The 11,596-nt window shown below is 71.0% G+C and carries 11 protein-coding genes and 1 rRNA gene; 11 read left to right on the top strand and 1 reads right to left on the bottom strand.

Annotated features, from left to right (window positions below; translation table 11 throughout):
* Window positions 1-357 precede the first annotated feature (357 nt).
* A complete protein-coding gene (locus G3I65_RS23815; RefSeq protein ID WP_160698064.1) occupies window positions 358-1,323 on the bottom strand; it encodes a YafY family protein in 966 nt (321 codons plus the stop codon).
* Window positions 1,324-1,406: 83 nt separating this feature from the next.
* Between G3I65_RS23815 and argC the strand changes: the two genes are divergently transcribed.
* The 11 genes from argC to G3I65_RS23870 all read left to right on the top strand — a co-directional run.
* Window positions 1,407-2,435, top strand: a complete 1,029-nt coding sequence (argC, locus tag G3I65_RS23820) for an N-acetyl-gamma-glutamyl-phosphate reductase (protein ID WP_160698065.1) — start codon at window positions 1,407-1,409, stop codon at window positions 2,433-2,435.
* Window positions 2,432-3,592: a bifunctional glutamate N-acetyltransferase/amino-acid acetyltransferase ArgJ gene (gene argJ / locus G3I65_RS23825; protein WP_160698066.1), complete on the top strand. Its 1,161-nt coding sequence runs from the start codon at window positions 2,432-2,434 to the stop codon at window positions 3,590-3,592. The genes argC and argJ overlap by 4 nt, the downstream gene beginning before the upstream one ends.
* Window positions 3,589-4,506: an acetylglutamate kinase gene (gene argB, locus G3I65_RS23830; RefSeq protein ID WP_160698067.1), complete on the top strand. Its 918-nt coding sequence runs from the start codon at window positions 3,589-3,591 to the stop codon at window positions 4,504-4,506. The genes argJ and argB overlap by 4 nt, the downstream gene beginning before the upstream one ends.
* On the top strand, window positions 4,503-5,705 hold the full coding sequence (locus G3I65_RS23835) for an acetylornithine transaminase (protein WP_160698068.1): 1,203 nt from the start codon (window positions 4,503-4,505) through the stop codon (window positions 5,703-5,705). Before argB ends, G3I65_RS23835 begins: the two co-directional genes overlap by 4 nt.
* Window positions 5,705-6,631 carry an ornithine carbamoyltransferase gene (argF, locus tag G3I65_RS23840; RefSeq protein WP_160698069.1) on the top strand — a complete coding sequence of 309 codons (927 nt, stop codon included), beginning with the start codon at window positions 5,705-5,707 and terminating at the stop codon, window positions 6,629-6,631. The genes G3I65_RS23835 and argF overlap by 1 nt, the downstream gene beginning before the upstream one ends.
* Complete coding sequence (locus G3I65_RS23845; RefSeq protein ID WP_160698070.1) at window positions 6,628-7,128, top strand: arginine repressor; 501 nt, start codon at window positions 6,628-6,630, stop codon at window positions 7,126-7,128. Before argF ends, G3I65_RS23845 begins: the two co-directional genes overlap by 4 nt.
* Window positions 7,125-7,388 carry an argininosuccinate synthase gene (locus G3I65_RS23850; protein ID WP_239071405.1) on the top strand — a complete coding sequence of 88 codons (264 nt, stop codon included), beginning with the start codon at window positions 7,125-7,127 and terminating at the stop codon, window positions 7,386-7,388. Before G3I65_RS23845 ends, G3I65_RS23850 begins: the two co-directional genes overlap by 4 nt.
* A gap of 30 nt (window positions 7,389-7,418) precedes the next feature.
* Window positions 7,419-8,834 (top strand): argininosuccinate lyase, encoded by a 1,416-nt coding sequence (gene argH / locus G3I65_RS23855; protein ID WP_160698071.1) that lies wholly within the window; start codon window positions 7,419-7,421, stop codon window positions 8,832-8,834.
* A 43-nt stretch (window positions 8,835-8,877) separates the two neighbouring features.
* Complete coding sequence (locus G3I65_RS23860) at window positions 8,878-9,510, top strand: DNA-3-methyladenine glycosylase (RefSeq protein WP_309235662.1); 633 nt, start codon at window positions 8,878-8,880, stop codon at window positions 9,508-9,510.
* A gap of 32 nt (window positions 9,511-9,542) precedes the next feature.
* Window positions 9,543-10,817, top strand: coding sequence for a tyrosine--tRNA ligase (gene tyrS, locus G3I65_RS23865; protein ID WP_160698073.1), 1,275 nt, complete (start codon window positions 9,543-9,545; stop codon window positions 10,815-10,817).
* A gap of 348 nt (window positions 10,818-11,165) precedes the next feature.
* Window positions 11,166-11,596 (top strand): 16S ribosomal RNA (locus G3I65_RS23870); the annotation flags it as partial.

Genomic DNA, 11,596 nt, shown 5'->3' on the forward strand with positions numbered 1-11,596 from the left:
GACCGGCCCACCGCCCCGATAAGGGGGAGGAAATCCAGTGAGCAGACCATCGACGAGCACACGGACCGCTGCGGCGGTCCCAGAACGCGCCACGAGAGGCCTGGCTGACGCTTGGACCCGAGCGGTACGGGAGCGAGCGAATCCGTTGGCTCCGGCCGTCCGCGCCGAACCGGCACCAGGGTGGCCTCCAGTGCTGGACCGGACCGAAAGAGGTCCATCGGTCGTGGCCCGGTCGCGCGAGCGCGGCCTCTGCCGGAGCGGGCCGAAGGAGACCCGACGGTCGTCGCCGTCCGCGCCTGGCCGGCACCAATGCGAGCGCGACCTCCCGCCCACCGTGGTCGGTCGGCGCCGTCCCGCTCAGTCCACCGGCACACCCGCCGCCGCATTGGCGCGCGCAGCCAGCACCTTCAACCGCTCGGCGAGTTCCACCGGCTCCTCGACCGTGAACGCACACCCCAGCCCCAGCAGCCGGAACGCGAGCCAGTCCAGGGTGTCCGCGTGACTCCGCCACCGGCACCGGCCGTCCCCGAGGTCGGTCAGCTCGCCGGCCGCCACCCCGAGCCGGCCCGCGATCTGTGTCGCCGGTTCGCCCAGCACCGCCACCGCGCGGTACGTCGGCGCGAGGTCGTAGAGCCGGTCGAGGACGTAAGCCGCGAGGTCCGTCGCGGGCGGCTGCCGGGGGACCGCCCGGCCGCCGGTCGCCTGGGCGTCGCGGACGCGGTCGGCGCGGAAGACTCGCCAGTCCGCCCGGTCGAGGTCGTAGGCCACCAGGTACCACCGGCGCCCCGCGGCGACCAGCCGGAGCGGCTCGGCCCGGCGCCGGGTCTCCGCCCCGTCGTTCGCCCGGTAGCGGAAGCGGACCGTCTCGTGGTTGGTGATCGCGCCGGCGAACACCGTCAGCTGCGCGGGGTCGACGACGGGCCCGGTGGCCGCCACGGCGACCGTCGCCGTGCCGATCGTGCCCACCCGGCGGCGCAACCGCGCGGGCAGCACCTGCTCCAGCTTCGCCAGTGCCCGCACCGATGCTTCCTCGATCCCGGAAACGGACTGCCCCGCGGCGGTCCGCAGTCCCACGGCGATCGCGACGGCTTCGTCGTCGTCGAGCACGAGCGGCGGCATCGCGGTGCCCGCGACCAGCCGGTACCCGCCCGCGACGCCGCGGCTGGCCTCGACCGGGTAGCCCAGTTCGCGCAGCCGGTCGATGTCGCGGCGGATGGTGCGCGGGCTGACCCCGAGCCGGTCGGCGAGTTCGCTGCCCGGCCACTCCCTGGGCGTCTGGAGCAGCGAGAGGAGGCCGAGCAGCCGGGCCGGGGTGTCCGTCATGCGCTCAGCATCCCAAGGTGGCGGGCACCACTTCCCGGTAAACCTGTTTGTTTAGCCTTGCAAGGGCGTGCATAATCATGCGTATGACGGTGAACATCGCGGTGGCCGGAGCCAGCGGGTACGCGGGCGGCGAACTGCTGCGCCTGCTGCTGACCCATCCCGAGGCCGAGATCGGCGCGCTCACGGCCGCCAGCAGCGCGGGCACCAGACTCGGCGTCCACCAGCCCCACCTCGTCCCGCTCGCCGACCGTGTCCTCGTCGAAACGACGCCGGAAACCCTCGCCGGGCACGACGTCGTCTTCCTGGCGCTGCCCCACGGGCACTCCGCCGAGATCGCGGCGCAGCTCGGCCCGGACGTCCTGGTCGTCGACCTCGGTGCCGACCACCGCCTGGCCGACCCGGCCGACTGGCAGCGCTGGTACGGCGGCGAGCACGCCGGCCAGTGGCCGTACGGCCTGCCGGAACTGCCCGGCGCACGAGAGCGGCTCACCGGCACCAAGCGCGTTGCCGTGCCCGGCTGCTTCCCGACCGGCGGGTCGCTGGCCCTCGCGCCCGCGTTCACCGCCGGGCTGATCGAGCCGGACGTCACCGTCGTGGCGGTCACCGGCACCTCCGGCGCGGGCAAGAGCCTCAAGTCGAACCTGCTCGGCTCCGAGGTGATGGGCTCGGCGAGCGCGTACGGCGTCGGCGGTGCCCACCGCCACACCCCGGAGTTCGCGCAGAACCTCTCGGCCGTCGCGGGGGAGCGGGTCACCGTGTCCTTCACCCCGGTCCTCGCGCCGATGCCCCGCGGCATCCTCACCACGGCGAGCGCTCCGCTGAAGGGCGACGTCGACGAAGCCGCGGTCCGCGAGGCCTACGAAAAGGCCTACGACGCGGAGCCGTTCGTCCAGCTGCTGCCCGCCGGCGCCTGGCCGGCGACCGCGTCGACGCTGGGCTCCAACAACGTCCAGCTGCAGGTCGCGGTCGACACCGGCGCCGGGCGCCTGGTCGTCGTCGCCGCGATCGACAACCTGACCAAGGGCACCGCCGGCGGTGCCGTCCAGTCGATGAACCTGGCCCTCGGCCTCCCGGAAACCACCGGGCTTCCCACCGTAGGAGTGGCACCGTGACCGTCACCGGCCCCCAGGGCTTCCGCGCCGCCGGCGTCGCCGCCGGGATCAAGGCGTCCGGCGCGCTCGACCTCACGCTGGTCGTCAACGACGGCCCGCTGGACGTCGCGGCCGGCGTGTTCACCCGCAACGTCATCAAGGCCGCGCCGGTGCTGTGGTCGCGGGAGGTGCTCAAGCAGCAACGGCTCAAGGCGGTCGTCCTCAACTCGGGCGGAGCCAACGCGGCCACCGGGCCCGGCGGCTTCCAGGACACCCACGCCACCGCCGAAAAGGTCGCCGAAGTCCTGCAGGCGGGCGCGATCGAGGTCGCGGTCTGCTCCACCGGCCTGATCGGCGAGCGGCTGCCGATGGACGCGGTCCTGTCCGGCGTGGACACCGCTTTCAAAGCGCTCGACGCGAGTGCCGAAGCGAGCCTGAACGCCGCTACCGGCGTCATGACCACCGACACGAAACCGAAGCAGGCCTTCGCGAAGCACGACGGCGGCTGGAGCGTCGGCGGCTTCGCCAAGGGCGCGGGCATGCTCGCGCCGAACCTCGCCACGATGCTCTCGGTCCTGACCACCGACGCCGTGGTGGACAAGGAAACCCTCGACCGGGCGCTGCGCGCGGCGACCCGCGTGACCTTCGACCGGCTCGACGTCGACGGCGGCACGTCCACCAACGACACCGTGCTGGTCCTGGCCTCCGGCGCGAGCGGCGTCGAGCCCACCGAACTGGAACTCACCGAGCTGCTCACCAAGGTCAGCCTCGACCTCGTGCTGCAGCTGCGCGCGGATTCCGAAGGCGCCACGAAGGACGTCAACATCACCGTCCAGGGCGCCGACTCCGAGACCGACGCGATCGCGGTCGCCCGCACGATCGCCGAGGACAACCTGGTCAAGACCGCGCTGTTCGGCTCCGACCCCAACTGGGGCCGGATCGCCATGGCGCTCGGCCGGGTCCCGGCCCGGATCGACCCGGAGACGGTGTCGATCACGATCAACGGCGTCACCCTGTTCGCCCAGGGCATGCCTGCCGCCGACCGGACCGCGGCGGACCTCACCGCGCGCGCGATCGAAATCGTCGTCGACCTCGGGGTCGGCACCGAAGCGGCCACCGTCTACACCACGGATCTTTCCCACGGTTACGTCGAAGAGAACAGCGCGTACTCCTCATGAACCAGGAGGCTCTGATTTCCGCGGACGAAAGACTCGCGACGGCGGCCGAGAAGGCCGGGGTCCTGATCGAAGCGCTGCCCTGGCTGCAGCGCTTCCACGGCGCCACCGTGGTGGTGAAGTACGGCGGCAACGCCATGATCGACGACCAGCTGAAGGCGGCCTTCGCCGAGGACATGGTGTTCCTGCGGCTGGCCGGCCTGCGCCCGGTCGTCGTCCACGGCGGCGGCCCGCAGATCACGGCGATGCTCACCAGGCTCGGCGTCGAAGGCGAGTTCAAGGGCGGCCTCCGGGTCACCACCCCGGAAACGATGGACATCGTCCGGATGGTGCTCACCGGCCAGGTCAGCCGCGAGCTCGTCGGGCTGATCAACGCGCACGGGCCGTACGCGGTCGGCATCTCCGGCGAAGACGCGCGGCTGTTCACCGCCGAGCGCAAGCAGGCCACTGTGGACGGTGAGCAGGTCGACATCGGGCTGGTCGGCGAGGTCGCCGAGGTCAACCCGGACGCGGTCCTCGACATCGTCAACGCCGGGCGCATCCCGGTCGTCTCGACCGTCGCCCCGGACGTCGACGGCGTGGTGCACAACGTCAACGCCGACACGGCCGCGGGCGCGCTCGCGGCCGCGCTGGGCGCCGAAAAGCTCGTCGTGCTCACCGACGTCGAAGGCCTGTACGCGAACTGGCCCGACCGGTCGTCGCTGATCGACCGCATCCGCGTCGACCGCCTCGAGACCATGCTGCCCGGCCTGGCCAGCGGCATGATCCCGAAGATGGAGGCGTGCGTGCGCGCCATCCGCGGCGGCGTGCGCCGGGCGCACGTGATCGACGGCCGCCTCGCCCATTCGGTGCTGCTCGAGGTCTTCACCTCCCGCGGCATCGGCACCATGGTCTTCCCCGAAACGGAGCTCCCGTGACCGACCTCAAGTCCAATGTGGACGGCCAGCAGCACTGGCAGTCCGCCCTGATGGACAACTACGGCACCCCGGCGCTGACGCTCGTGCGCGGTGAAGGCGCGAAGGTGTGGGACGCCGACGGCAAGGCGTACGTCGACCTGCTCGGCGGCATCGCCGTCAACGCGCTGGGCCACGCCCACCCGGCGGTCGTCGAAGCCGTCACCACCCAGATCAAGCAGCTCGGCCACACCTCGAACCTGTACGTCAACCCGGTCGCCGTCGAACTCGCCGAGGCACTGCTCGACGTCGCCGGCCTCGCCGGCAACGGCCGGGTGCTGTTCGTCAACTCCGGCGCCGAGGCCAACGAAGCCGCGTTGAAGATCAGCCGGCTGACCGGGCGCACGAAGGTCATCGCGGCCGAAGGCGCGTTCCACGGGCGGACCATGGGCGCGCTGACGCTCACCGGCCAGCCCGGCAAGCGCGACCCGTTCAAGCCGCTGGTGCCGGGGGTGGAGCACGTCCCGTACGGGGACGTCGCGGCGCTCAAGGCGGCGGTGGACACCGACACCGCGGCCGTCTTCCTGGAGCCGGTGCTGGGCGAGGCCGGGGTGTTCCCGGCGCCCGACGGCTACCTGCAGGCCGCCCGTGAGATCACCAAGGCCACCGGCACGCTGCTGGTGCTCGACGAGGTGCAGACCGGCATCGGCAGGCTCGGCACCTGGTTCGGCTACCAGCAGGCCGGCATCGTCCCGGACGTGATCACCCTGGCCAAGGGGCTCGGCGGCGGGCTGCCGCTGGGCGCGGTCATCGGCGTCGGCGCGGCGGGCGAGCTGCTCAAGCCGGGCCACCACGGCACGACCTTCGGTGGCAACCCGGTGTGCTGCGCCGCCGGCCTGGCCGTGCTGAAGACCATCGCCGCGGACGGCCTCCTCGACCACGTCTCCGCACTGGGCAAGGACATCGCGGCCGGCGTCGAGGCGCTGGGCCACCCGCTGGTCGCCGGGGTGCGCGGGGCCGGCCTGCTGCTCGGCATCGCGCTGAAGCAGCCCGTCTCGGCTGCGGTCGCGAAGGCCGTCCAGGACGCTGGCTACCTCGTCAACCCGATCGCCCCGGAGACCATCCGGCTCGCGCCGCCGCTCGTGCTCGACGGCGAGCAGGTCGAAGGCTTCCTCGCCGCACTCCCGAACGCGCTCGACTCCACCACGAAGGACTCCGACTGATGCTCCGCCACTTCCTCCGCGACGACGACGTCAGTCCCGCCGAACAGAAGGCCATCCTCGACCTCGCCGACGCGCTCAAGGCCGACCCGCTGGGGAACAAGACCCTGGCGGGCAAGTCGATCACGGCGATCTTCGAGAAGAACTCGACGCGCACCCGGTTCTCGTTCGAGGTCGGCATCAGCCAGCTCGGCGGGCACCCGGTGATCGTCGACGGCCGCTCGATGCAGCTCGGCCGCGAGGAGACCATCGAAGACACCTCGCGCGTGCTGTCCCGGTACGTGGACGGGATCGTGTGGCGGACCTTCGCCCAGAAGCGCATCGAGGCGATGGCGTCGGCGGCGTCGATCCCGGTGGTCAACGCGCTCACCGACGAGTTCCACCCGTGCCAGGCGCTCACCGACCTGATGACCATCCGGGAGCGCAAGGGGAAGCTCGCCGGGCTGACGCTGGTCTACCTCGGTGACGGCGCCAACAACATGGCGCACTCGCTGCTGCTGGCCGGGGTCACCGCCGGGATGCACGTCCGGGTGGTGTCGCCGCTCGGGTTCCAGCCCGACCAGCAGGTCATGCTCGACGCCAAGAAGCGGGGCGAGGAGACCGGCGGCACGGCCACCGTCTTCACCGACCCGTACGAGGCGGTCGGCGGCGCGGACGTGCTCGTCACCGACACGTGGACGTCGATGGGGCAGGAGAACGACGGCCTCGACCGGGTCGGCCCGTTCCGCGCGCTCCAGGTCAACGCCGAGCTGCTCAAGAAGGCGGCGGACGACGCGATCGTGCTGCACTGCCTGCCCGCGCACCGCGGCTGGGAGATCACCGACGAGGTGATCGACGGCCCGGCCAGCGCGGTGTGGGACGAGGCCGAGAACCGCCTGCACGCCCAGAAGGCCCTGCTGGTCTGGCTCTTCGAAGAGAGCCGGCGATGACGAGCAGCCGGGTGGGGCGGCAGGCACGGATCACCGAACTGGTGTCGACCATGACCATTCGCAGCCAGACCGAGCTGGCCAAGCTGCTGGCCGCGGAAGGCATCGAGGTGACACAGGCGACGCTGTCGCGCGATCTCGACGAGCTCGGCGCGGTCAAGCTGCGCGGCCCGGACTCGGGGGCGCCGGTCTACGTGATCCCCGAGGACGGCAGCCCGGTTCGCGGGGTGCAGGGCGGAACGTCGCGGCTCTCCCGGCTGCTGGCCGAGCTGATGGTCTCGGCCGACTCCTCGGGCAACTTGATGGTGCTGCGGACCCCGCCGGGTGCGGCGCAGTTCCTCGCCAGCGCGATCGACCGGGCGGCTCTGGAGGAGGTCGTCGGCTCGATCGCCGGGGACGACACCGTCGCGGTGATCGCCCGGGAACCCCTGACGGGCAAGGAACTCGCGGAGCGCTTCGCCGCTCTCGCCCAGCGATCGGCGGACGAAGGACCGTCATGATCGCGCTCGCCGACATCTTCCCGGCCGAGGGCGAGTTCCTCGCGCCGGACGAGGTCGTGATCACCTTCGACCACGGGATCCCGGTGGCGATCGACGGCGAGACCGTCTCCGTCGCCGAAGCCCGCCGGATGCTGAGCGCGCGCGGCGAAGCGCAGAGAATCGGGCGCGGCGAAGCGTGCGCCGCACTCGAACGGCGGACCGGCCGCGGATGTGCCAGTGTCCGCCTGGTCCTGTACGACGGCCGGATCACGGTCGCCTGACCACCTGAAAACCGAGGAGAAGCGAGAACAGTGAGCGGGAACGAGCAGCCGGTGCAGCTGTGGGGCGGCCGGTTCGCCAGCGGTCCGGCGGAGGCCATGGCCGCGCTGAGCGCGTCGACGCACTTCGACTGGCGGCTGGCGCCCTACGACATCGCCGGCTCCCGCGCGCACGCCCGCGTGCTGCGCAAGGCGGGCCTGCTCACCGACGACGAGCTGACGGGCATGCTGACCGCGCTGGACGCGCTGGCCAAGGACGTCGCGTCGGGGGAGTTCACCCCGACGATCGCGGACGAGGACGTGCACACGGCCCTCGAACGCGGCCTGCTCGAGCGGGCCGGCACCGAGCTCGGCGGCAAGCTGCGCGCCGGCCGGTCGCGCAACGACCAGGTGGCGACGCTGTTCCGGATGTGGCTGCGCGACGCCGCTCGCCGGGTCGTCGCCGGCACCCTGGAAGTCGTCGACGCGCTGGTTTCGCAGGCGAAGCGGCACCCGGACGCGATCCTGCCCGGCCGCACGCACCTGCAGCACGCCCAGCCGGTGCTGCTCGCGCACCACCTGATGGCTCACGGCCAGGCCCTGCTCCGTGACGTCTCGCGGCTGCAGGACTGGGACGCCCGCACCGCCGAGTCGCCGTACGGCTCGGGTGCGCTCGCCGGCTCGTCGCTGGGGCTCGACCCGGAGGCCGTCGCCGAGGAGCTGGGCTTCACGACCAGCGTCGAGAACTCGATCGACGGCACCGCTTCGCGTGACTTCGTCGCCGAATTCGCCTTCGCCGTCGCCATGCTCTCGGTCAATCTCTCCCGGATCGCCGAAGAGGTGATCATCTGGAACACCGCCGAGTTCGGCTACGTCACGCTGGACGACGCCTGGGCCACCGGCAGCTCGATCATGCCGCAGAAGAAGAACCCGGACGTCGCCGAGCTGACCCGCGGCAAGGCGGGCCGGCTGATCGGCAACCTCACCGGCCTGCTCGCCACGCTGAAGGCGCAGCCGCTGGCCTACAACCGCGACCTGCAGGAGGACAAGGAGCCGGTGTTCGACTCGGTCGAGCAGCTCGAGCTCCTGTTCCCGGCGATCGCGGGCATGCTCGCCACCCTGACCTTCCACACCGACCGGCTCGCCGAGCTCGCTCCCGCCGGGTTCACGCTGGCCACCGACATCGCGGAGTGGCTGGTGCGCCAAGGCGTGCCGTTCCGCGTCGCGCACGAAGCGGCGGGCGAAAGCGTTCGCGTCGCCGAGGCCCGCGGCGTCGGCTTGGACGAGCTGACCGACGAGGAGTTCGAGAAGATCAACCCGGCGCTCACCCCCGAGGTGCGCGCGGTCCTCACCGTCGAAGGCTCGGTGAAGTCGCGCAACGCCCGGGGCGGGACGGCGCCGGAGCGCGTCGCCGAGCAGCGCGCCCGGCTGGAGGAGCGGGTCACCGCGGCCCGTCAGTGGCTCGGCTGACCCGCTGGTTAGGCTCGGCCGGGTCACCGGGACGAGGGGAGTGGTGTTGAGCGACCGGCTGTTCACGCGCGAGGAGCTGGCACTCGATCCCGTCGACCTGGCCCGGCTGCTGCTCGGCTCGGTCCTGGAAGCCGATGGTCCGGACGGCACCGTCGGCGTCCGGCTGGTCGAGGTCGAGGCCTACCGCGGCGAGGACGACCCGGCGTCGCACTGCTACCGCGGCCGGACCCCGCGCAACGCCGTGATGTGGGGTCCGGCGGGTCACCTGTACGTGTACTTCGTCTACGGGATGCACTTCTGCGCGAACATCGTCGGCTCCCACGACGGCGTCGCGGGCGCGGTGCTGCTGCGGGCGGGCGAAGTCGTCACCGGCCTCGACGTTGTCCGCAGGCGGCGCCCGTCCGCGCGCGGGACCGGTGAACTGGCGAAGGGCCCGGCCATCCTGACGTCGGTGCTCCGCGTCGACCGCGAGCAGAACGGTGTCGACCTGACCGATCCGGCGTCGCCCGTCCGGCTGTACGCGGGCGAGCGGGTGCCGGACGAGCTGATCCGCTCCGGTCCCCGCGTCGGCGTCGCGATGGCGATGGAGACGCCGTGGCGGTTCTGGGTCGACGGCTCGCCCGCCGTGTCGACCTACCGGCGGGGCGGGAAGCGCCGGGTCCGACCCGCCAGTTAGTCGGTTGACCTGGTGCGGGAGGATCTACAGGCGTGAGCGAACACATCCTCGACGAGCTGTCCTGGCGCGGCCTGATCGCGCAGTCCACCGACATCGACGCCCTCCGGCGCGAGCTCGACCAGGGTCCCGTGACGCTCTATTGCGGCTTCGACCCGACCGCGCCCAGCCTGCACGCCGGCAACCTGGTCCCGCTGCTCATGCTCAAGCGCTTCCAGCGCGCGGGGCACCGGCCCATCGTGCTGGCCGGCGGCGCGACCGGGATGATCGGCGACCCGCGCGACACCGGTGAGCGCACGCTGAACACCCTCGACGTCGTCGCCGAGTGGGCCGGGCGCATCCGCGGCCAGCTCGAGCGGTTCGTCGACTTCGACGACTCGCCGACCGGCGCGATCGTCGAGAACAACCTCAACTGGACCGGGCAGCAGAGCGCGCTGGAGTTCCTGCGCGACGTCGGGAAGCACTTCTCGATCAACGTCATGCTCAACCGGGAGACGGTGAAGCGGCGGCTCGAGGGCGACGGCATGTCGTACACCGAGTTCAGCTACCTGCTCCTGCAGTCGCAGGACTACCTGCAGCTGCACCGCCAGTACGGCTGCAAGCTGCAGGTCGGCGGCTCGGACCAGTGGGGCAACCTCGTCGGCGGGGTCGACCTGATCCGCCGGACCGACGGGGCGGCCGCGCACGCGCTGACCGCGCCGCTGGTCACCGACGCCGAGGGCCGCAAGTTCGGCAAGTCCACCGGCGGCGGGAACCTCTGGCTCGACCCGGAGATGACCTCGCCGTACGCCTGGTACCAGTACTTCGTCAACGTGGGCGACGCCGACGTCATCCGCTACCTGCGGATGTTCACCTTCCTCGACCGGGAGGAGATCGCCGCGCTGGCCGAGGACACCGAACAGCGCCCCCACCTGCGTTCCGCGCAGAAGCGGCTGGCGGAGGAGTTCACCGTCCTGGTGCACGGCGAGGAGCAGACGCGGCAGGTCATCAACGCGAGCCAGGCCCTGTTCGGCCGCGGCGAGCTCGGCGACCTGGACGAACGCACCCTCGACGCGGCGATGGCCGAGGTCCCGAACGGCAAGGTCGACCCGTCGGGCGAGCCGACGATCGTCGACCTGCTGCTGGCCGGGGGACTGGTGGACAGCAAGGGCGCCGCGCGCCGCACCCTCAAGGAGGGCGGCGCGTACGTCAACAACGTGAAGATCGCGGACGAGGAGTGGAAGCCGGCGCCGGGCGACGCCCTGCACGGCAAGTGGCTCGTCGTCCGCAAGGGCAAGCGGAACGTCGCCGGCGTCGCCCTCGGCGGCTGACCGGCCCCCGAGGCCCGAAACAGGGCCCTGACCTGCGGGAACGCGGTTAAGGTACCCCCCTGTTTCGGGCCCCTGGAGGGGGTGTAAAGTTCTCCAAGTCGCCAGGGAAACCGGGTGGCCGCCGGGACACGAACCAAGCTCTCGCGGATCGCGATTGAGTGGGTGTTCCACCAAAAACTGCTAGGAATGACTCGCTTCGAGCGAGCCGCTGGAACGCGGTGAACTCGGGGTGTGTTGCTTGAGAACTCAACAGTGTGCTAGTGAACTAAGCCAGTAGAGCTTATATATGAAACCCCCTCGTCGGGGTTTCCTTTGAGAAGCAAGAAATTGCCTCGATTAAACTGTTCATTGTTGGAGAGTTTGATCCTGGCTCAGGACGAACGCTGGCGGCGTGCTTAACACATGCAAGTCGAACGCTGAAGCACCTTCGGGTGTGGATGAGTGGCGAACGGGTGAGTAACACGTGGGTAATCTGCCCTGCACTCTGGGATAAGCCTTGGAAACGAGGTCTAATACCGGATATCACAACTCTGGGCATCCAGGGTTGTTGAAAGTTCTGGCGGTGCAGGATGAACCCGCGGCCTATCAGCTTGTTGGTGGGGTAATGGCCTACCAAGGCGACGACGGGTAGCCGGCCTGAGAGGGTGACCGGCCACACTGGGACTGAGACACGGCCCAGACTCCTACGGGAGGCAGCAGTGGGGAATATTGCACAATGGGCGCAAGCCTGATGCAGCGACGCCGCGTGAGGGATGACGGCCTTCGGGTTGTAAACCTCT

Origin of the sequence: Amycolatopsis sp. SID8362 (assembly GCF_010550475.1) — a bacterium.
Taxonomy (GTDB): Bacteria; Actinomycetota; Actinomycetes; order Mycobacteriales; family Pseudonocardiaceae; genus Amycolatopsis; species Amycolatopsis eburnea.